Source organism: Mucilaginibacter sp. P4_A11 (assembly GCF_056402535.1).
In genome coordinates this window covers 1-22,083 of record NZ_JBFUHE010000021.1, presented here as the reverse complement: position 1 = coordinate 22,083, position 22,083 = coordinate 1, and the positions used below count along the sequence as shown (strand labels likewise).

The following is a 22,083-nucleotide window of genomic DNA, read 5'->3' as shown; positions in this document are numbered from 1 at the left end:
TTCGCCGTTTCTGACATTCCGGGAGCGCTGTTATTAGGCGACATTTGCCCTAAAAAAGATATGTCGTTAACTTCATTTAAAACAATAGCGGGAATTACTATTCCCGATAGTACAATAGCTACTCAGGCAACTGAGTTACTGTTGGAGCACGGTACTGATTTTCTGTATAATCATTCGTTGCGGGTATTTTTGTTCGCCTCACTTAACGGGCATCGCAATAACTTTAAGTATGATGCAGAATTGTTATACATAGCGTCCGCATTCCACGACTTGGGTCTGGTTCCTAAATATAGTAGCAAGGATCTACGTTTCGAGGTAGACGGCGCAAATGCAGCCCGTGATTTTTTAATTAGCCACGGTATCGGAAAAGAGGCTATTCAACTGGTTTGGGATGCTATAGCGCTTCACACGACTATCGGCATAGCGGAACACAAAGAAACAGAGGTTGCCCTTTTATATTCAGGTGTGGGTCTGGATGTTATGGGCGATGGGTATGAGAATTTAAGTGAACAGACCCGTAACGAGATTATTACGGCATTCCCGCGCACTGGCTTCAAAAAAAATATAATTCCCACCTTCTTTTCAGGTTTCGAACATAAGACAGAAACCACCTTCGGTAATATCAAGTCAGATGTTTGTGCCTTCATGATTCCCAATTTCCATCAAAAGAACTTTTGTGACTGCATCCTGCATTCCCCTTGGTCTGAATAGAATGGATAATTTTGATAGGAGGCCGACACGAACGCTATAAGCAAGTCATGGCATATATTCAGGAGGGGTCTTGGTTTCGCTTCGTATTTGAAACGAGTTTCAACTGTTTTTGGTCAAAAATAAAGCCCTGTCGTTCGACAGGGCTTCCCCAAAACATCTTCTTAACTTATTTTTTTGCTTCTTTTTTCTTGTCCGTTACGTCTTTACGCAAGTCAGTCGCAACTACCTTGATCTGCTGCAATGCGTTACGCAGGCGGGTACCTGCTGCATTGTTATTTTTCTCGTAAAATAGTTGTCCGTCTTTTTCGGCTGTCTCTAACAGCGCTTTTAATTCCGCTAATTTTTCCATGGTCAAATTCCTGATTTAAATGTCCGCATCTCTTTGATGTCGCGGGCAAAAATAAAAAATAGGATGAAAAATGCTGTATACCAATTAAAACTGCTCGGAACTTCAATTAAATCATCTTGAACCGGAAGCGGCGTGCTGAATTTCCACAATTGATCAGAAAGATGTGTAACGCATACCTCCATTGACGAAAATCAGCGTTGCGCTTTTTTTCTCAGCGCTAAGATTAACATTGATTAACACTAATTGTCAGGTAGTTAACATTGCCTCCCCCAGATGCGGGTAACTTTGAGTTATAAAACAAATTAAATTTATTCGCCATGAAAACTAATTCATTATTTATTGCCGCAGGAGCTTTCTTCTTCGGGCCGCAGGCTGTAGCAGCCTTCAGTGACTGTTACAATTATTTAGAATCAGCTACTTTGAACAAGCTGTCTGGTTACACTATCGAACGTTTTCTGCCTAAGTGGTCTCAAAAAGATCACGGCGGGATGGAGCTTTTTAAAAGGGACTCGCTTAAGCGGATTTGGTACCTTTCACTGGCTTTGACCGTCACAATGACGATTTTTCAACCTGCTAAAGCACAAACAACTTCTACCGGTTCAAAGGAAGTTAAAGTATTCAGCGTAGCGCTGACGGCAAAAAAATACATTATTCCAAATGGTGATACGATCGCGATAGATAAACTTGACAGCGTTATCAAATCATGGCATCATGCTCCGCTTTTATTTCATCCTGATAGATCCGATCCGGAGATATTGTATGTCCGCCCGCAGGATTCTACCTACTATAAAAGTCTGGCGGAAAATAAAAGCAAAATCGAGTCGTTGTTGAATAAGCTGGCCCCGGACTTCACCCTTAAAGATCTGAACGGGAGAGTAATACAATTAGCCAAACTGCGCGGCCAAGTGGTAGTGCTAAACTTTTGGTTCACGACCTGTGGCGCATGTATTACAGAAATGCCTGAACTGAACAAAATCAAATCCAGATACAAATCTTCCGGTGTGGTTTTTCTGGCATTAGCCCTTGACAACCCAGGAAAGGTCCGGGAATTTCTTAGGCGCCAAAACTTTGCATACACGCTGGTGCCAGACGCTACCCAGGCTAGGCGGGATTATAAAGTATTTGCTTATCCCACGTCCATGGTGGTCGGTAAAAACGGTTTGATTACTTATATTTACCAGGGCTTTACCAACGTCGATAAGGTCCTGTCCCCCGCAATTGATCAGGCTTTGATACGCTAACTTTTACTAAGTATTGAGAAACGGCATGATGCATACAGCATTTTGCCTTTTTTTTTACCCGTCCCTAGCTTGGCGCAATATCGTTTTGCCGTCACCGGTGCAAAGCTTGACCCATTGGCATATCCGCAACTTTGATTGCTGTTGATGAAACAATATTTTTAAGTGCGGCCGGCTAAGATACGGAGTTGACTCACCATTAATCCTTCACAGATTAAGACCGGTCTCTTCGGACTACAATTAAATTCATATGTCCATTAGCAGATTTCTTCAACGAAGTCTTGGCATCTGGCATTTGTCAGGTTTTATCAGGGGTGGAAATGTAAGTGCCTGTTGAAAGGCTAATTAAATTCATTTTGTGAATTCGATAGTTGTTGACCTTTCAGGCTGATCTATCGCAGGACCTGTCATCAGTCAATTTTTTAAAGGTTATAGCGATCACTGTACCAGCATTATTATAAACAGTGAATTCTCCGTTCAATTGTCCTGCCAGTCCACGCATAAGTTTAATCCCAAGGGACGCTGAAAGTTCAGGATCAAAGGATGGCGGCAAGCCAATACCATCATCTGTGATTTTTAGACAATAGGTTTGGTCAGCGGCTACAGTTAGCTCAATGGTAATGTTACCGGGACAATTTTGGAAAGCATATTTGAAAGCATTCGTAATCGCTTCATTGAGTATCAATCCAAGCGGTACTGCCTGGTCGATGCTAAGGCTTACGCTGGGTATATTGACTTTATAGCGAATCATTCCGGAATTTTCAAATCCTTGTTTTAGGTAAACAATAAGATCTTCTATATAGGATTTTAAATTAACCAGCTTAAAATCGCTTGATTGATAAAGCCTTTGATGGACAAGTGCCATGGTCTGAATTCTTCTTTGGCTGTTCAGGAGCGCCTGTTGTGCCTCAGGATTGGATAGATGCCCGGACTGCAGGCTTAACAGGCTCATAGACGTCTGAAAATTGTTCTTCACACGGTGATGAACTTCTCGAAGCAACCAGTCCTTTTCGCTAATAGTTGCTTCTTGCCGTTTGCTGTGCATCTCAAGAATTTCATTACGCGCGTGAAGTTCACGGATTTGAAACAACAGAGCAGCCTTTCCGATTCCTGCCAAATCATCATTGACGTTGCTTAAGGAACCTGTCGCTGTACTTCTTTTTTTCTTTGATCCATTGCCCCATAATAGGTCAGCGGCATTCCTGTAGAATAATGATAGTTGGTTAAAGCCATTGGTCAGGGAAGATCCTGCACCGTTACCAAAAAAAGATCCGCTGCCGGACAGAGTTAACGAGTTGCTTTTCATGTTGCCGATAATTATGTTTTGGATGACCAAAGATATTTCGGGCTTGACACTCGTCTGTTAATCCTTTGCTAATTAGTGTTAACGTGTGTTAACTGCCGGTTAATCAGGATTATTTAACGCTATCTTTGATCGAGATCAACATGAAGAAAAGAGTAAAGTATGTATTGATGGTAGCCGCAGTGACGGCAATATCCATCCTGTTATTTCAAAGTTATTGGGTATACAATACCTACCGGAATGGGAAGGAGAATTTTGAAAAACTGCTAACCAGCGCCCTTCAGCATAGCGTAGATCAGTATCTGATACAACAGGCAGTTTTGCCGTCGACTCTCAGTGAACAGGTTCCTACGTTGAATGTGTTGGAAATGAAGAAAGATAATGCCCCTGCTAAGAATGCAAGGTCTGGAAAAAACCGCGGCGTAACCATTATGTTTAAACCGGTCGAAATTGATAAAAACGATCTTGGGAGAGTTAAACTGATGATGGCTCAGTTAATCTCTAAAGGAGATAATAAACCGGTCGATCTTGTGCTGCTTACAAAGATTTTCAGGGAAGAGTTGGGGAAAATTAATGTCCGTCTGCCTTTTAAACTCATCGTTTTGAAACACCAGCAACCTCTTCCCGCAGATAAGGTGGCCAGCTATGTGAATTTTTCTAAATCCAGTCCTATCGTCATTGCAGACATATCCGGCACCAGTAATAAAGTATTACAGCAGAATCTCATCCCTGCAATGGTATCCTTACTGCTGATCCTGCTTTCTGCCGGCAGCCTGTTTTATATGTGGATCATCATCCGGAAACAGATTAAACTAAATGACATTAAAAACGATTTCATAGGAAATGTCACCCATGAATTTCGCACCCCGCTTAGCATTTTAAAATCTACACATGAAGCGTTAATTAATTTTGGCGAGGTTTCAGATACAGAGAAAACAATCCGGTATTTACAGATCAATAAAGGTATTTTGGATAAACTGGATAAAAATGTCGACCGGATACTGGATATCTCTCAGTTTGAAAGCGGCGCGCGACTAGCCAATTTGGAATTGATCAGGATCGACGAGCTGATCGCAGATGTTATCAAACGTTTTACCTTAAGGGATGGTGCGGAAATTTATTTTAAAAACCAGGATAATCTCGGGGAGGTCATCACAGATGGTTATATAATAGATACAATTGTCAATAACCTGATTGATAATGCCATCAAATATGCCCGTGAAAAGGTCGTTGTTAACCTGGAGATCACCCGAACAAAAAATGGCTGGCAGCTAATGATCAGTGACAACGGCATTGGTATCGGTACAGCGCATTTGCCTTTCGTGTTTGACAAGTTTTACCGGGTGCCTTCTGGCGATATTCACGATGTTAAGGGGTACGGTCTGGGCCTGAGTTATGTCCGGCAGCTGGTTGGAAGTCTGGATGGAGCTATCAGTGTTAAAAGCAAACTAAATTCCGGAACAACTTTCACTATTCAATTTTCAAGAGATGAACACGATTAAAGTTTTACTGGTTGAGGATGAGGCTGTATTGGCTTCCGTTGTTAAAGAGACGCTTGATGCCCGCGGCTTCGAAATCACGATTGCTTCCAACGGTGTAGAAGGCTGGAGCGCCTTTAATAACAGCAAGCCAGATATTTGCCTTGTTGATGTGATGATGCCGCGTAAAGACGGCTATTCACTTGTCGAAGATATCCGAAAAGTTGATGAGCTGGTACCCATCATTTTTTTAACTGCTAAAACGCAGACAGCCGATGTGATCCGGGGATTTGATGTGGGCGCAGACGATTATATGAAGAAGCCGTTCAGCATGGAAGAACTGATCGCCCGTTTAAAAAGTTTATGCCGGCGCAGGCTAAAAAGTTATAGTGGTCAGCCATCTCCGGATATCTTATCTGTTGGATCCTATGAATTTAACTACCTGCGGCTGGAACTGATCAACGCAAACAAAACCACTATGGTTTCCCAACGGGAAGCAGAATTACTTCAAATGTTAATTGCAAATAAAAACAATCTGTTGGATCGTAAGACAGCTTTGCTAAAAATATGGGGTGATGACAGCGTTTTTAACGCCAGGAGCATGGATGTCTATGTTACGCGGTTAAGAAAATACTTTAACGAAGATCCCTCGGTGCAAATCCTTAACGTAAGAGGTTACGGCTATAAATTAGTTGATGCCTGAAGTGCAACAACCACCTGTGGCTTAGGTGATGATCCCGTCTATGAAATCTTGTTTTTCATCTATCATACCTAACGGTTTTTTAATGAGATAAGCTGCAATCAGTCATATCGGATTTTTTAAATTCCACGCAACAATCGTATAATCTCCAAAAACGGGCTCCGAATTTCCAGCCGGAGCTTACGAAATCTCGTACTCCCGATAGTTGTATTACGAAATACAGTGGCATAGTTTTAACGTGTTTTAGCCTAAATATCAGATTGATAAAGAACTAGCTCATGGCTTGGATTTGGCATTTGCTGATAGTAATATACATCAGGATCAAATCTGTAAAAGTTATGAAAACACAAAAAGTACTGTTCATCACCGGAGCCTCGAGCGGCTTCGGATTCGAAATCGCTAAAGCAGCTTTGGAAAACGGCGACAAGGTAATCGCAACAGTCAGGAGTAAACCGGAAGACCTTGCCGCAAAGCTCAACAAGGATCCAAACCTCTTGATTACCATCATGGATGTAAGTAATGAAGAACAAGTCCGGGAGGCTGTTGCCGAAGGATTGCTGGCATTTGAAAAAATTGATGTTTTGATCAATAATGCCGGGTTTGGTATTATAACGGCCATTGAGGAAGCAACGGATGCAGAAGTGAAGCAACAGTACGAAACCAATGTATTCGGACTGCTGAACGTTACCCGCGCTGTGCTTCCGCACATGCGTGCTAACCGTGCCGGTCATATCATTAATTTCTCGTCTCTTTTTGGATTTGATGCCATTCCCGGCTGGGCGCTGTATGGGTCCACAAAGTATGCTGTAGAGGGATTATCAAAGGGCCTGGCGGTGGAGCTGGAACCTTTAGGTATCAAGGTTACGGCAGTTGAACCCGGACTTTTCCGTACCGCTTTTCTTAGTGCGGGCTCCTTCGGTGTTTCCAAAAATGTAATTGATGACTATCAGGGCACGGTCGGCCCTATGCGCAGCGCCGGCGACACCTTACACGGTAAGCAGCCTGGCGATCCTGTAAAACTTGCCAGCGTAATTATAATTCTGGCTCACACCGAAAATCCGCCCGTTCAACTACCTATTGGTAAGGATTCAATTGGCATGTTCCGAAAAAGTACTGAAAAAACGATCGCCATCATAAAGAAATGGGAAGGTGTGTCCGGTAATACCGACTTTTTAGATGCACGCAGTGTTTTATAATGCGCTATCGGACACTTCCAAAATTGATTAATCAGTTCTTTTTGAACTGAAAATCCTGCAGTTCACTATCAGAAAGCAATACTGGATTACGCCCGATACCGGCAAAAAGCAACTAGTTTGTCTTCAAGAACGGGCAGTGACCATTTAGCTTATCAGACTAACGTTTACTAAAACAAAATTAACATTAAAGCTATGAACGAATTTCAAGAATTATTTGACAAACAAAAAGCCTATTTCAATACAGATATTACCAAAAGCTATGAATGGCGTATTGAACAGCTGGACCGCTTGGAGCGTCTCCTGATTGACAAACAGGATGAAATCAAGGAAGCACTGGGAAAGGATTTTAAGACAGCCTCGAATGAGCAGGCTTTCGAAATCATGGCCCCTTTGGGCACGATTGCCTTTACCAGGTCGCAACTAAAAGAATGGATGAAACCCGTCCCCGCACCAATGCCAAAAGCATTGGCGGCAACAGGCCATACTGCCATAACTTACAGGGAGCCTTATGGTGTTTCACTGGTCATAGGTCCGTTTAACGGACCTGTTATTTTGCTGTTATTACCCGCCATCGCAGCACTATCAGCAGGTAACACGGTTATCCTGAAAACTAGCGAAGCGGTGCCCGCTTCCGCTGAACTTTTTGCAAGCTGTATTGCAGAATATTTTGAACCGGAGGCGGTAGCCATGGTAAGAGGCGACAGAGAGGTGGTAACGCAGTTGCTGGCGCTGCCTTTCGATTTTATGTTCTTTACCGGTAGTGTGAAAGTTGGCAAAATAGTGATGCGCGCCGCTGCTGAAAACCTTACACCGGTGTTGCTGGAACTCGGCGGGCAAAATCCCGGTATCGTTGATGAAACGGCTAATATTAAGGACGCGGCAAAGAAACTTGCCTGGGGTGCAACGGCCTGGGGCGGGCAATGGTGCACCTCTCCGGGATATGCCTACGTGCACGAATCGGTTGTGGAAGAATTTGTTGAAGAAGCAAGAAAAGCCCTATTGGAAATGTTTGGACCTGATCCGAAAAACAATCCCGACTATGACCAGATCATCTCGGCAAAAGAGGTCAGGAGACTTGCAGCACTGATTGATCAGGATAGGGTTATCGCGGGTGGCGATTTTGATGAAGAAGCAAAATATCTGGCGCCTACCTTGCTTTATCCTATCGCATGGTCAGATCCGATAATGGACGACGAGATTTTTGGTCCGATATTACCGGTACTGACCTATTCAGATATTAAAGAAGTGGTCAGCAATATCAAAAGTAAGGCGAAACCGCTCGCTGCGTTCATCTTTAGCCGCAACCAGAACAACATTGATTTTATTTTAAATTCAGTTTCTTTCGGCGGCGGTGCAATCAACCAAAGCAACGTGAATCTGTATGTAGAATCTATGCCGTACGGAGGCGTAGGAGATTCCGGTGTTGGGAGTTACTATGGAAAACATGGATACGAAGCGTTAACGCACCCAAAGTCTATCCTCATTTCTCCTGCAGATGTAGCTATTGTTCATTTATTTCCGCCATTTACCAAGGAGACGGCCGAAGCGCAACAAATGTGGTTTGATTACTAATTTGATTTTGACAAGCTCTTCATTATTACCGGAAAGTCCTACTCCGTAGAGCTTTCCGGTACCTTTTAATTTACGTACAAACTGTTCATTAGACGTCCTTAGTTTTATTGGCTCAAATAAAAAGGCTACAGTTGCCCGCAGCCTTATTCATTGTCGTGATCTGAACAGGAAATAATTATTCAAATAATCCACGATTTGCTTCTATATACGCTCGCATTGACATCGCTGGCTTGCCGGTTATATCCAACACCAGGTTATTGGTTCCTGCGAATACGCCATCTCTGCAATCCTGCGCAACAGAAATGACATGCTGCACGAACCATGGATCATGACCCAGATCGTTCTCCATGTGTTCACCATAATGAGCGATCTCCACCGGATGGTAGGTAATCTTTCTCCCCAAAACATCTGAAAGAATTTCTGCGATATCAAACTGATTGAGTTCTTTTGGGCCAAAAAGCGGATATGTTTTACCTGCGTGAGCCTCGGTATCAGCAAGTATGCTGGCAATAACCCTGCCTTGATCGGCTGCAGCTATGGGAGCATACATGCCTTCACCGAACGGCAACGTTAGCGAATCTTTTGCTTTTATTTCTTTAGCGCGATACATTAGCCACTCTGCAAAAAATGTAGGCCGTAGGTGTGTTACCGGTACGCCGGAACGGTCAAAAAGACGTTCTCCAACCCAATGGTTTCTTGCAGCCATGCTTTTTGCAGACCGCCTTGCGGATATCTGCGACATATTCACAACGAGTTCCAGCTTATTTTCAAAAGCAGCCTGCGCAAATATCGCGGTGGCTTCCAATATCCCGGGAATGATAACCGGATAGACAAAATAGGCGCCGCTTATTCCCTCCATAGCAGCACTCATACTGTTAAGATCCAGCAGATCGCCTACGACAATTTCCGCGCCCATGCTTTCTAATTCGTCAGATCTTTCATCAAGCTTCCGGACCATTGCTTTAACCGGTATGTTTTTCTTCAAAAGCTGTGAAACGGTTTCCTTGCCGGTTTTGCCGGTGGCACCGGTGATCAAAATTTTCTTGTTCATAATCTTCTTTATTATCCTAGTTAAGCCAGGCTTCCGCCATCTATGTTAAAAACTGCGCCGGTTATGAAAGCCGATTCCGGCCCTGCTAAAAAATTCACAAGGGCGGCGACTTCCTCCGGTTTACCAAAACGCTTCAACGCATTTTTGTTGCGCAGATGCTCGGCTAAATCAGTATCCTCGGGATTCATGTCTGTGGCTATCGGCCCCGGTTGGATAATGTTAACAGTGATTCCTCTACTGCCCAGATCCCAGGCAAACCCTCTGGTGTAAGCAGCAGCTGCGGCCTTTGTGGCGCCATATTCTGTTAAGGTCTGGATACCTACGGCAGTACCGGCAACAGATCCTATATTAATGATACGGCCGCCAGCTTCCATATAAGACGCTGATTTTCGGATAAGGGTAGCTACCGCACGCATATTAATATCAATTTGTTTGTCATATTGATCAGCCAGCTTTTCGGAATCTTCAATTGCACCAATGACTATTATTCCTGCGCTGTTCACAACGATATCCAGGCGTCCGAAATGTTCAACAGTCCTTTCAACAGATGCTTCGAGATCAGCTTTCCTACTGCTGTCTGCCCGAATCGCCAAAGCCTTCGAGCCTATCCCTTGGAGTTCATTGGCAATTTCGTCTGCCTTCTCTTTTGAATTTACATAAGTAAAGGCAACATCAGCCCCTTCTGCTGCCAGTCTTTTGACTATGGCTGCTCCGATTCCGCGACTGCCCCCCGTAACAAGTGCTACTTTCCCCTTTAATACTGACATATCTTTTAATTTTAAGTTAATTGAGAATGGTTGTATAACCTGATATCCCAATTACTCATAATTAGTGCCAGTGAGTAAATCACTGATTACTAATTACTTATTATATTTCTGCGTAAATTTCGTTACGTTATTTCGAATTTTAACGGATCTTATACGACATATAAAGATGCTCAGTCATTTTATTCTGCGCTTAAAGGCTTACCCGCCCGATCATGCGTTAATGGTTTTTAACGCCAGGACTTACATGGCATAGTATCCCTAAATGTGATAACTTAATATCATAAAATTCATGTTTATGCACGATATAAAGTATTGGTAATCTCCTTTGATAATGGTAATGATCTTAAAGTGAATGCTTTTGATTGTGGCACCACTTTCGTAAAGTCAACAAAAAATTACCTATGAAAAAATATTTAATGTTGTCGTTAATTTTACTGGCGGGATGCTCCAAGAATGAGTTGCCAGCTACTAGAAATGTGAAGGCTGTTGTACAAAACACACGCGTTGGAAAGACTTCTGTCCCCGGAGATGTCGTTGGCAAAGTAGTTGTTGGTTACCAGGGCTGGTTTAGTATCCCTGGCGACGGCGCAAATGAGGCCATCTGGTGGCATTGGACCGGAGGTAATACCCCACCAAAAGTTGGCGATATGGTCAAATCCTGGCCAGATATCAGAGAATATACTACCTTGTTTGCCACCAATCTGCCGAATCAGGGAAGCGGACAGCCGACAAAGTTATTTTCATCCTATACACCCCAAACTGTAGATACGCATTTTCGATGGATGCAGGAAAATGGGATCGAAGTAGCCGCACTCCAAAGATTTCAGGATTACCGGCAGATACGTAACGTAATTGCTGAAAACGTAAAAACTGCAGCAGAAGCGCATAACGTGAAATTCTATATCATGTATGATATCAGCGGATGGGGTACTTTTCAAGACGAGATAAAAACGGATTGGACAGAAAAGATGGCAAAATTTACATCCTCCAAGGCCTATGCCATGCAAAACGGTAAGCCTGTGGTTTGCATCTGGGGCCTTGGATTTGCAAGTCGCGACCAAACCCCCGATGCCGAACTGGATGTTGTTAACTGGTTTAAAAGTAAAGGCTGCTACGTCATTGGCGGCGTACCCCATGAATGGCGCGATTACATCACACCGGGGACTAAAAATTTTGAACCTGTTTTCAAGGCACTTAACATGATCTCACCCTGGATGGTCGGAGCGATTGGTGATAGCCAGACTTCTGACTTTTATTACAATAATTACAACCTCCCGGACATGGCCTACTGTAAAGCCAACAATATTGATTATCAGGCCTGCGTCCTTCCTGGTGATCTTTCAGCGAGGCATCGGGTCCATGGCGACTTTATGTGGCATCAATTCTATAATATGACCCGTTTAGGTGCACAGGGGCTGTATATCTCCATGTTTGATGAGTATAATGAAGCTAATCAAATTGCAAAGACCGCAGAAAACGAATCTATGCAACCCGCAGGCGTGGGCTTGCTTGCACTCGATGAAGATGGTGTAAAATGCTCATCGGACTATTACCTGAGACTCACAAATGACGGAACAAAAATGTTCAAAGGTTTGACCCCGTTGACTTTACTAAGACCGACAGAACCCGTAAAAGGAGGAGGGCAAATGCATTTGCCACCATATAACCAAAAGATCAAATTGATCGGTTGGAATAATCTCTGGGTAGGTGGTGAAAATGGCACGGCACCTATGTATTGTAATGTGCCTCACGGAGATGCCTGGGAGACATTTAAAGTGATTAATGCCGGTAACGGTAAGGTTGCGCTGCAAAGTATGGGGAAATATGTTTCATCTGAAGATGGAAACGGACCTTTGACCTGCAACCGGACAGGTATCGGGGAATGGGAGCAATTCGATTATGTCGTTAATGCTGACGCATCTATATCTCTCAGGGGTAATAATGGTAAATATATTTCTGCAGAAGATGGAACTAATCCGATGACCTGTAACCGTATAACTGTGGGTCCGTGGGAGAGATTTATGGTCAATTAAAGTCAATTCTGCCATAAAGAGATCGTAGGCTAAATGAGTTGTGGACGGTAAATTTGCCGTCCACTTAATTACTTGGTGAATCCCATTAATGCGCTCACCCGATTTGAGTTTTCGATACTGGTGAGGTGTTCCAATAATTTAAATGCTACGGGGATTGCTGTTGAAGGATTTGAGGATGTGATGATCCGGCAATCTGTGACAATAGGTACATGCTGAACATTTACACCTAACGCCCGCAACTCCTCATGCATCTCAGGCGCCAGACTGTAAGTAGTTCCCATAAGTCCGTTAAGTACGCCGGATTTGGCGACTGGAAAAGCGCCAGTGCAGATTGACGCAATCCATTTATCGGCCCGGTAGAATTTGCGTATCAAGTCAGTTATCTCTTTGTGATAAGCATAATCATAAAAGTTATATTCTTCGAATCCTCCTGGTATAGCCAAGGCAGCATATTCTGTCGAATCAATTTCTTCAATTAAAAGATCAACTACAACTTTTTGATTAAACGAGCTTTTAACTTCTTTTGTAAGTCCACAGCTGAATAGCCTCGTGTTTTGGTCTCCTTCGAGCATATTCCAACCGATAACATCTATGAACGCGCTTGCTTCAAATAATTCAAAGCCTTCAATCAGCAACAGCAAAACATTTTTCATGGGTACATTGAATTATATAATTATCCTTAAAACTTGATTTATAATTATTCGAATTTACATCGGGCTATTTTAAAGAATATCCGCTAATTTTTTCTGATACCCTTAATAGCGTAATAGGTTGCGATATCCCTGCTAGTCTATTGCCTCGAACCGGATGTTTTTTATATTATTTAGGAAGACTAAGCTATTAAAAGTATACGAATTTACTATTAGCACGTTCTTAAATCTTGACCTTGATTGCTATGTGATTAGTCAATAGTCAAACATAGGTGCTTTGAAGTTTTAATTCTGTTTAACGCCGTAAATGCTTAATTTTAATACAGGGAAGACTCATATCATATTAATCTTAGCAAACAGTTTCATCGTAACAGCTGAATATTGTATTCAGATTTGATTCAGGTATAGGCTTTCTGGTCCGTAACAAATTCTGGTTATATGAAAAGATTTTGGTCAGTCTTCTGCGTTTTAATCATTTCGTCAGGCTTGGCTTTTTCGCAAGATAACGCGATTAATGACCTGCGACTCTTGCAGAAATCTATTAAACAAAGCCGCCCGGATACCAGCCGGATCAAGTTGCTATTAAAAGCCGGAGATTATTACCTCAATAAGAAAGGCTGGTTCAAAGTTGACAAAGACACTGCACTTACATTTTTAAACCAGGCGCTGGCACTTAGCAGAATTTTACACACTGTTAAATGGGAGAATGAAGCCTTGCAATGCATCGGCTATAGCTACCTTCATGTTGATGATGTCGAAAATGGAAGCCGCTTTTTCATGAAAGTGATCCAGTATTATCGAAGTCGCCATGACAAAGATCTGGAAGCCAAAACCTGGGAAAGGTTCGGGGACGCTTTTAATCGCGGACCAAATACGCTCGAAAAAAAAATTGAATGTTATCGAGAGGCTCAGAAAATTTATGGGCTGAACAACGAGCCGGTAATGTCTTTTCTCGCCTATAAGAAGACCGCTGATATGCACATGATCCAGGGTAGATACGATATGGCGGAAAAAGAGTTGAAAATAATAGTAAAAGGGCTGAAGTCGATAGGTTACAAAAACCTGCATTTCACTTTCGACCTTCTTGCATCTCTGAGTAAACTCAAAGGAAATTTTCATCAGGAGCTTTTCTACAAGAAAGAAGCTGTCAATAGTATGGAGTCGACGGGTGACTTTTCCTATGCATCATACCTCTATTACAATCTTGCGATGACTTATTTTGATCTTGGGCTTTATTCTAAAAGCCTCCAATATTTATATAAGGCTTTGCCTTTCAGTATTGCAGAAAAGAACTATAACAGATATTATGAGGTCTTAACAAACATTGTTAAAGCGCAGGTACAGGAAGGCAATATTAACAAAGCCCTTGATTTTTTGATCAAGAGTACAAGAAAAATTCCACCTGCCAACGATACGCAGCGCCAATGGATGGATGCTGCATTTGGCATTTGCTATGAAAAATTGGGGCAGATCAGAGATGCTGAAATGTATTACAAGGATTTGGCCAGGCTCTCGGACATTGATCTGAAAAATCAGGACATAGAGGACTACTTAAGAAATTATAATACAATCAGTAATTTTTACGTGGCAAGAGGACGGTACAAAAAAGCAGAATATTATCTGGGTAAATTGCTCAATGTATCACCCCAGCTTATTAGACCGTCGGTTATGAGCCAGGTCGAACTTTTACAATTTAAGGTAGACTCGTCATCCGGAAAATTAGCCTCCGCTATCAAACATTACCAGCACCATAAAAAATTAAATGACTCACTTTATAACGCCACTAACAAAAAGTTATTTGAAGAAGTAGAGATCAGGAATGAATCGGAAAAGAAAGACAGAAATTTGGAGTTACAATCCAAAAATATTCAGCTTTTACAAAAGCAAAGCCTGCTTGAACAGAACCAGATGGACAGAACGAAGGCCATCAAAAATGTTTTTTTCGGTGGGTTTTTTTTGGTATCTGTGCTTTTAGCTCTGGGGTATAACAGATACAGGCTTAAGCAGCGGAATAACATTCAACTTCAGGAAAAACAGCATATCATTTCCGAAAAGAATGAGGCTTTGGTAAAATTACTTCGCGATAACGAATGGCTTACGAGAGAAGCACACCACCGGGTCAAGAATAATATGCAAACTATCGTCAGTTTGCTTTCTTCCCAATCGTTGTATTTGAAGGATGAGGCTGCTTATGAGGCAGTGGCCGATAGCCGGCATCGCATTCAAACGATGTCTCTGATACATCAGAAGCTATATCGCTCTGATAATATGTCCTCTATTGGCATGCGGGGATATATAACAGAGCTTGTTGATTATTTAAGCGAGTCTTTCAAAACCAAACAAATCGTCCATTTTAAGATGACTATCGATCCCATTGATCTCGATGTAGTTCAGGCTGTACCCGTAGGCCTGATCTTAAATGAGGCTATCACCAATTCTTTTAAACATGCATTTCCTTATTCGGACGATGATTGCCTGACGATCAGCCTGACTCAGGGATGTGCTGATGATCTATTGTTAACTATTAGTGATAATGGAAAAGGGCTGCCTGAACAATTCGATGGCGATGGTGTGGAATCTTTTGGGTTGAAACTGATGAAAGGATTGACAGAAGAATTGAACGGTACGTTCTCCATTGTAAATCATGAAGGTACCACATTGGCTATAGTCTTCAAAAAAATAAGTCTACACCTAATATCTGTTGAAGAAATAGAAGTCCTTAAAAAGCAAATAAATGCAGACAGCTAATAGCCGTGGGATATAAACTTTAGACCAACGATTATTTTGGGGGCTACTTACTGACCATTCGTTTCCTTATTCTGCTTAATGACGGGGCCTGGATGCCTAAATAAGAGGCGATGTGGTATAATGGCACTGAATTGAAAATGTAAGGATGCAATTCAAGCATTTCAAGGTAGCGCTCCTCCGGGCTCTTAAACAAAAAACCTTCAGTATTACTTATTACCTGGTGATAGGCAAGCTCCGCGATCATTCGGCCAAAGCGCTCCCAACTGTGCGATTGTTGGTATAGCTTCTTTAGGTTGTCAATGTGGATGTAAAGGATTACCGAGTCATTCATAGACGACGTATAATAATCACATGCAGTTTGGTTGATAAAACTTTTGTAGGAAGCGACGAACTGGCCGTTGGAATAAAATAGCATATTCTTTTCTTCACCGGTTTTTTCATCAGCCCGGTAAATTCTGAAGACGCCGTTCACGATGAAGCCGAGATGTTTACAGACATTTTGATATTCATTATAAAATTCACCCTTCTTATATGATTTCAATTTCCAATAAGGGCGGGAAAGTTCAAAGTCCTCCCGGTCGAGATGTGCTGTGATGAATAATGCTTGCTGTAGTTGATCGAATTCTGTCATGTTATTTAAACTCACGGTTGTAAATTTAAAAAAAGAAACTCACCGGGGAAATTCCGGTGAGTTATATGATAATGGAAGTTCGCTGATTGTTATTTCGCTTCGCTGATGATAATCGCTGCTAATTTATCAGGCATTGAAAGGAACGGCGTGTGGCTGCTGGGTAGAGAATATTCTTTTTTTACATTAGACTTGCCGACCATCGCTTGTTGTAATTTATAACTAACGGTGTGGTCATTTACTGTATGGATGTAAGTTTTTGATACAGAACCGAAGTTGGCTTCAGTTAAAGTGACTTTGCCTGCCAGAGGAGCCAAAGGATCTGCTTTAAAGCCTGCTACAACCTGATCCTGCACCGGTTTCGGTGAATCAGCTACGAAGGCGTCAACAATTCCTTCTTTAGCTATATTGGCTGATCCCGTTGCTTCGCTGATATGTAAATATTTACCAACATGGGCATCGGCGTCGGTTTGTGCCAATGATAACAAGCTTTCTCCATTCTGAGGAAGGTAAGCCGCTACATAAACCAACTTTTTAATTTGAGCCGGAATGTTTTCAGCTACCTGGCTGATTACTATACCAGCCATACTGTGACCTACGAGAATAACGTCCGTCTTGTTACCAATGGCTTTTTCAACGGCATCAACATATGATTGCAATGTGATATGGGCAAAGGAAGTTGTGTCCTTACCATGTCCAGGCAGTGTGACCGCGATGACATTAAAACCCTTGGCTTTAAGCGTGGGTATCACATATGCCCATGCTGATGGGTCGGTCCAAGCACCCGGTACAATTACGATAGTTTGTTGTGATTTGATTTTAGTTTTGTTTTGTGCAAAGGCGGTGATACCCATCAGGGCTATGGCCAATGTTAAAATAATAGTTTTCATTTTTTTCATTTTTAGTGCCAAGTAATTTTGACACTGCAAACGTACTACGCCTTAGTCTGGATAATATTAACCCAGGTTAATATCGCAACCTTGTAAAAAAATATTTAATATGAATGTCCAAGGCAATAGGAAGGGTATTTGCTAATATGCACTAACGAAGATTTTTTATCACGATAATTTTGGATGATTTACGATATATCAAAGAAAGAAAGATCGCTTCTAGAATTAATATACATACTATCAATGATTTAACTATAGGCACTTTTATTGTAAAGCAAGGAATAATTAAAGGATGATCATCGTTAAATGAATATTTCACAACTAAGGGAGAGGGTCGCAGCACATGTAACCTCTTTATTTAAAATACAACAAGTTGATAAATTCCCCTATCACGACATAAATTGGGTTAATCGCACCATTGAAGCTGCAAGAATGCTGGCAAACCATGGCCAGTTGAATGAACTTGGGATGTTTATTCTTGAAACTGCAATTTGGTTTTACAGTTCCGATTTTCTTTTAGAAATCAACGATGATCAATCGACCGCATTAATCTTAGCCGATGATTTCCTTACGAGCCAATTTGTTACGCAGGATGTAAAGCAAGAAGTTGGTGACCTGATATCGGTGTTAGACAACAAGAAGAAGCATGGGTTTTTAGAAGAAATGGCTTATGATGCCTTGTCTTCCGATTATGGTGACCCAACTTTTTTGGCACGGTACAAGATATTGATTATGGAAAGAGAAGCTTTGACCAACATTTCAATTAGCGAAAAGGATGCTTTGATAAAAATACTTCAGCAGTTGAAGGCGCATAGTTATTTTACGGCTAAGGCTAATGAAGAATGGGAAGACACTAAAATATCCAATGTGGAATTCTTAAAGCTAAACCTTGATCAATTTCATTAAATTGATGATCACAAGTCTCAAATCATAATACCTGCCGACTGAATCAGCGAAGAGAGCAATGCACGAGTTGATTGCTTTTAATGTCTAAGATACGATCCAAATCGCCTCTATTACGCTATAATCTCATATATCAAGTAACTAATTCCATGGTAGCATTTCCAAGGATGAGTACTGATCTATTATTAAGGGCTTCTTATCTAAAGCTTCAAAGAACTCCAAATCCTTTATGCATGTATTTATCATTGAATTCGAGCGATTTAATCTGGGAGGACTAAAATCTACGTTAGGCACAACTAAGTCTTCGCTACTTAAGGATACATTTAACGTATTTACAAAAGTATCGCATAGTCGCATAATCATATTTTGGACATCGGAACCATCAAAAAAGTTCAAGTTACTCGAATCCATGTATATAACTGCATTCGTCAAATTATAAGGCCTTATGAAACCTGATTTTGCACCTTCATATTTCGCAATTATAGGGATGGTAAGAATTGTTTTGGGAGAATATTTAGTATCTTAAGGCGCAGCTTTGCGCGGCGGAAATTTACGCTGGTTTTTGGGAATCAACTGCTGGGGGACCTGACCGATATATGGGTGGCAAGCGCTTTGAAAGGAAAACCGGCCCTGCTGCGCTGGCAGAAAGAAAAAACAGGTGTATCCTTCATGGGCCGTTATCTGGAATGTGTGGAGGCGCAGTCAAGCATGCATTCTTTGAAACAGCTTTTAAAAGATTTATTGCTATTTGAAACATAAAAAAAGCCCCGAGAAGTTCGCGGGGCTTTTTTTATGTACAGACTTTTAACCTTTGTTTTTTTGCTTAAGCTTTGCTTTAGCAATCTGGTCACCCCTTTTTAAATTGAAATAGGCATTCGTTAATACGTGGCTCACGTTTATTTTTTTGGCTGGAAAAGTTATTATACTGCTTAAATCCGGATCACTTTCTTCGGAAGTTTTATGGCAACTAAAACACCTTTGGGTTGATTGTTTAAAAGTCTCCATTGTAACATTTGATAGCGCTTTTTCACCTCCGATAGTTGTTGAATCTTTTTTGTCCATATCTGCAAAATCGCTGTCAGTTTTGAAACTCTTTTTAATACTATTCAGCCAAACTGCCCCCTTAAAGCTATAGTGGCTCCAGACAGAAGTTGGACCAAGCTTCTGCTTAACATTCCGGTTTAAAGATTCGATCAGGCCATCGTCGTCAAACCAGTATTGGTGGAAAATGTTGCTGACTTGCTTAAACGTCTGCTGGGTTGCATCTTGAAAAGTTAATTGCGCTATTCCTGTTTTGTTGTTGCTCTTTTTTGCAGAGACGCCATTGGCATAGAATAAATAATTCCCCGAATCTAATGGTTGGTTCAAAACAGAACCGGAAAGCGCATTACTCGGCCAATCCTTATCTCTTGGAGAGTTATTATTAGGCGCCAGGTCATCATGCTCGAACGTCGCCCAGATGAATTCCGGATGCCCTTTGGTTACACCAACGACATGCATACCCAGGAGTGCCACCCTTCTTTGCTTTAAATTTTTAGGGTTGATCACTACGATGCTTTTACCTGTGGCATCTGTAATGGTTTCAAATTGCGCTACCATCGCGTCAGTGGTATAATAGGAGGAAACATCATCTTTCGTGTCAACAATCTTCCAGGAGGTTTTCAACTCTAAACTACCGGTTGGGAATTCCAGATTGGGATCTGCATTATGAAGTGCAGCCGTATCCGTAAAATTGTTATCCCTTACAAAAGATGCAAATATCTTATTGATATGTTGCGCATAATAAACTGCCCTGCCATTTTTATCAATCAAAATGCCTTTGGTCGTCGCCTGTTCAACCTCAGCAAATCCGGTAACCACACTGTCCTCTTCCAGCCTAGGGGACAATAACAGCATTTTATTCGATGATTTAATCGCTTTTTTATCGAATTGCGGAGTTGCATTTTCGGGGAAAAGTTGGGTCGGGGTTTCATAACTTAGAAAACGGGGAGACCCGCTCGAGTCCTGTGTTGCGTATAGAAAAGTAGCCCACGCCCATTGATAGAATTGACATTCCTTGCCACTATCCGGTTCCAGGTTGAGTGGTGCCCTGATCGGGAACAAACTACTATCTGCCGGACAATTCTCCTCGGGGTCAGATACCAATTTTACTAAATTCGAGGACTTAGATTTCGGGGTGTTGGAACTGCATTTGACCATTAACCCGATGCCGCCCAAAAAAAGCAGGATAATACAAAGCTTTCTCATAACTAAAATTTAAACTATTGCTGGAGCAAACTCGGGAAATCCATTGGAGAGCCAGGACTCAATATTGGTTTGAATCTGGGCTCCTGTGATTACACTGCCGTCAGGTAAATTGACGCTATAACCGGCTTCAGTGATCATCGGGCCACCATCTGGCATTTGGGGATTACCACAGAAACCTGCGGGATCGATCAAAATTCGGTAAAACGGTGACATCAGCGGATCAAGAGCCGGGTCCACCTTGTTATTATTCATTATAAGTACGGGGTTCCCATTACATTTGGCACGTGGTACGTTTGTAGAAATGAAACTACCATAAGGTATGTCCCAAAAAATTTTATGAGGGCTTCCTGCAATAACACCGGAAAGATCTGCGATCGCATTCAGGTAGTTCTGAATATCAGCGTAATTGATTGTCGTTGCCATTAGGATGTATTGTTTAATTATCGTGAATTAGTAACCTCGATTTGATGGACCAAACAGCACTTAAGGCTGAATCATTTGGTCATTGAAGAGCACGCTACAGGTTCTTGAAAAAACTAAGGGAAGGCGTGAAAAAATATTCACCGCCAAGGTTTTTGACAAAATCTGAAAATGAAATAGCATTAGTTTTTCCTGTAACGCCCCATTGCTCCGGAAGGTCTTTGACGAATGGGTTTGCACCCTGGCCGATGATCCCATCGAGTCCAACGATATGTCCGCCGATATCTCCGTCGTTCGCCCAGGCTTTCTGAATAAATTCAAATTGATTCGTGATGCTTTTTTGGTAACATTGGAAAAGAAGGCCTACACCGGTTTTGGGCGGATTTTTTTCTAAATCATTGACGTCCCGGTTAGCTTCGTTATAAGGGATTCCCCTCCGCGTTAGCCTGACGTTATTTGCAAAATCGATAGGTACACCGGCTCTCGGATTAGTGATCCGAATGTGTGCATGAAAAGGGCATTTGGTTCCGGCTGTGTCGTCACGGTAGTCAAAGTCATTGAATAGCTGGCTTTGTTTGATGATACCCCGGGCATTACTGTCATTGACGGTTTCTGATCCATCCTCGAAACGGCCCACGATCATTGCTCCAGGCAGTTCGTCATCAGGACTTCCACTTTGATCGAGGACTGCCGGTAATAATTTTTCATGTTTTTTAAATTCAAATACATTTTGCTCCAGCTTACGGAACACCAAAAAGCTACCGAAGCTTTCTTCTGTCTCTCCACCTGGATCTACAACTAATATATTGTCCAGCGTTCCGGTATCGTCCCACTGATTGCGTTTACCTTGCTCTGTGATTTCTTCATCCAGATATATCGGCTGGCTGACACCGTCCGCATAACCAAAGTGTTCAATCCCTATCCCGCTTGAATTTTTGAGTATAGTGCCTCGCTTGGATAAAACACACCAAAATGACCCTATCCGGCCAGATCAAAAAGGTCCCCTTTGCCAGTTGAAAGTGACCACGTTCGCCAAAGCAAAGTGACCCCTCTTCGCCAGACGAAAGTGACCCCTCAAAAGAGATTAAAGTAATGTATTGATAGGTTTCTGTGGACAAGGTTTTTGTTTAGCTTTTTAGATAAACAAAACCAGCGAATACATGTCCAATAAACCGATCAAGATGAATAGATTACGACAG

20 protein-coding genes are annotated in these 22,083 nt (G+C 42.0%); 10 read left to right on the top strand and 10 right to left on the bottom strand.

The annotated features are described in order from the left end of the window. Positions 1-60: 60 nt before the first annotated feature. Complete coding sequence (locus AC1DUD_RS28090) at positions 61-711, top strand: HD domain-containing protein (protein ID WP_477380743.1); 651 nt, start codon at positions 61-63, stop codon at positions 709-711. 166 nt (positions 712-877) lie between these two features. On the opposite strand, the gene AC1DUD_RS28085 is transcribed toward AC1DUD_RS28090, so the two are convergent. Next, entirely contained in the window at positions 878-1,060 is a 183-nt protein-coding gene (locus AC1DUD_RS28085; RefSeq protein WP_454801260.1) for a histone H1, read from the bottom strand. A gap of 317 nt (positions 1,061-1,377) precedes the next feature. Here AC1DUD_RS28085 and AC1DUD_RS28080 point away from each other — a divergent pair, with 317 nt between their 5' ends. Then, a complete protein-coding gene (locus tag AC1DUD_RS28080) occupies positions 1,378-2,301 on the top strand; it encodes a peroxiredoxin family protein (protein ID WP_477380741.1) in 924 nt (307 codons plus the stop codon). A 379-nt stretch (positions 2,302-2,680) separates the two neighbouring features. Here AC1DUD_RS28080 and AC1DUD_RS28075 read toward each other — a convergent pair whose 3' ends face one another. Then, positions 2,681-3,604 (bottom strand): sensor histidine kinase, encoded by a 924-nt coding sequence (locus tag AC1DUD_RS28075; RefSeq protein WP_477380739.1) that lies wholly within the window; start codon positions 3,602-3,604, stop codon positions 2,681-2,683. A 140-nt stretch (positions 3,605-3,744) separates the two neighbouring features. On the opposite strand from AC1DUD_RS28075, the gene AC1DUD_RS28070 reads away from it, so the two are divergent. The 4 genes from AC1DUD_RS28070 to AC1DUD_RS28055 all read left to right on the top strand — a co-directional run bounded on the left by AC1DUD_RS28070 (position 3,745) and on the right by AC1DUD_RS28055 (position 8,547). Then, positions 3,745-5,103: a sensor histidine kinase gene (locus AC1DUD_RS28070; protein WP_477380737.1), complete on the top strand. Its 1,359-nt coding sequence runs from the start codon at positions 3,745-3,747 to the stop codon at positions 5,101-5,103. Continuing rightward, positions 5,090-5,782 carry a response regulator transcription factor gene (locus AC1DUD_RS28065; RefSeq protein WP_454801256.1) on the top strand — a complete coding sequence of 231 codons (693 nt, stop codon included), beginning with the start codon at positions 5,090-5,092 and terminating at the stop codon, positions 5,780-5,782. The genes AC1DUD_RS28070 and AC1DUD_RS28065 overlap by 14 nt, the downstream gene beginning before the upstream one ends. A 275-nt stretch (positions 5,783-6,057) precedes the next feature. After that, on the top strand, positions 6,058-6,975 hold the full coding sequence (locus AC1DUD_RS28060; RefSeq protein WP_477380734.1) for an SDR family NAD(P)-dependent oxidoreductase: 918 nt from the start codon (positions 6,058-6,060) through the stop codon (positions 6,973-6,975). Between the two features lie 192 nt (positions 6,976-7,167). Continuing rightward, the gene (locus AC1DUD_RS28055; RefSeq protein ID WP_477380732.1) at positions 7,168-8,547 is read left to right on the top strand and encodes an aldehyde dehydrogenase family protein; all 1,380 of its coding nucleotides are present in this window, start codon (positions 7,168-7,170) and stop codon (positions 8,545-8,547) included. A gap of 175 nt (positions 8,548-8,722) precedes the next feature. Here AC1DUD_RS28055 and AC1DUD_RS28050 read toward each other — a convergent pair whose 3' ends face one another. Beyond that, positions 8,723-9,598 carry an NmrA family NAD(P)-binding protein gene (locus tag AC1DUD_RS28050; protein WP_477380730.1) on the bottom strand — a complete coding sequence of 292 codons (876 nt, stop codon included), beginning with the start codon at positions 9,596-9,598 and terminating at the stop codon, positions 8,723-8,725. Positions 9,599-9,618: 20 nt separating this feature from the next. Further along, complete coding sequence (locus AC1DUD_RS28045; RefSeq protein ID WP_477380728.1) at positions 9,619-10,365, bottom strand: SDR family NAD(P)-dependent oxidoreductase; 747 nt, start codon at positions 10,363-10,365, stop codon at positions 9,619-9,621. A 401-nt stretch (positions 10,366-10,766) separates the two neighbouring features. Here AC1DUD_RS28045 and AC1DUD_RS28040 point away from each other — a divergent pair, with 401 nt between their 5' ends. Beyond that, a complete protein-coding gene (locus AC1DUD_RS28040; RefSeq protein ID WP_477380726.1) occupies positions 10,767-12,398 on the top strand; it encodes a hypothetical protein in 1,632 nt (543 codons plus the stop codon). 68 nt (positions 12,399-12,466) lie between these two features. Here AC1DUD_RS28040 and AC1DUD_RS28035 read toward each other — a convergent pair whose 3' ends face one another. Further along, complete coding sequence (locus tag AC1DUD_RS28035) at positions 12,467-13,051, bottom strand: DJ-1/PfpI family protein (RefSeq protein WP_477380724.1); 585 nt, start codon at positions 13,049-13,051, stop codon at positions 12,467-12,469. A gap of 435 nt (positions 13,052-13,486) precedes the next feature. Here AC1DUD_RS28035 and AC1DUD_RS28030 point away from each other — a divergent pair, with 435 nt between their 5' ends. After that, positions 13,487-15,796, top strand: a complete 2,310-nt coding sequence (locus tag AC1DUD_RS28030) for a tetratricopeptide repeat-containing sensor histidine kinase (protein WP_477380722.1) — start codon at positions 13,487-13,489, stop codon at positions 15,794-15,796. A gap of 43 nt (positions 15,797-15,839) precedes the next feature. On the opposite strand, the gene AC1DUD_RS28025 is transcribed toward AC1DUD_RS28030, so the two are convergent. Then, on the bottom strand, positions 15,840-16,427 hold the full coding sequence (locus AC1DUD_RS28025; RefSeq protein ID WP_477380720.1) for a Crp/Fnr family transcriptional regulator: 588 nt from the start codon (positions 16,425-16,427) through the stop codon (positions 15,840-15,842). Between the two features lie 89 nt (positions 16,428-16,516). Further along, positions 16,517-17,314 (bottom strand): alpha/beta fold hydrolase, encoded by a 798-nt coding sequence (locus tag AC1DUD_RS28020; RefSeq protein WP_477380717.1) that lies wholly within the window; start codon positions 17,312-17,314, stop codon positions 16,517-16,519. Positions 17,315-17,620: 306 nt separating this feature from the next. Here AC1DUD_RS28020 and AC1DUD_RS28015 point away from each other — a divergent pair, with 306 nt between their 5' ends. Both AC1DUD_RS28015 and AC1DUD_RS28010 read left to right on the top strand, forming a co-directional pair. Continuing rightward, positions 17,621-18,220 (top strand): hypothetical protein, encoded by a 600-nt coding sequence (locus AC1DUD_RS28015; protein WP_477380715.1) that lies wholly within the window; start codon positions 17,621-17,623, stop codon positions 18,218-18,220. Positions 18,221-18,829: 609 nt separating this feature from the next. Then, positions 18,830-18,976: a hypothetical protein gene (locus tag AC1DUD_RS28010; RefSeq protein WP_477380713.1), complete on the top strand. Its 147-nt coding sequence runs from the start codon at positions 18,830-18,832 to the stop codon at positions 18,974-18,976. 45 nt (positions 18,977-19,021) lie between these two features. Here AC1DUD_RS28010 and AC1DUD_RS28005 read toward each other — a convergent pair whose 3' ends face one another. The 3 genes from AC1DUD_RS28005 to AC1DUD_RS27995 form a co-directional block, all read right to left on the bottom strand. Beyond that, positions 19,022-20,464, bottom strand: a complete 1,443-nt coding sequence (locus tag AC1DUD_RS28005; protein ID WP_477380711.1) for a hypothetical protein — start codon at positions 20,462-20,464, stop codon at positions 19,022-19,024. 9 nt (positions 20,465-20,473) lie between these two features. Beyond that, entirely contained in the window at positions 20,474-20,887 is a 414-nt protein-coding gene (locus AC1DUD_RS28000; protein ID WP_477380709.1) for a hypothetical protein, read from the bottom strand. 94 nt (positions 20,888-20,981) lie between these two features. Then, on the bottom strand, positions 20,982-21,635 hold the full coding sequence (locus AC1DUD_RS27995; RefSeq protein WP_477380707.1) for a hypothetical protein: 654 nt from the start codon (positions 21,633-21,635) through the stop codon (positions 20,982-20,984). Between the last annotated feature and the right edge of the window lie 448 nt (positions 21,636-22,083).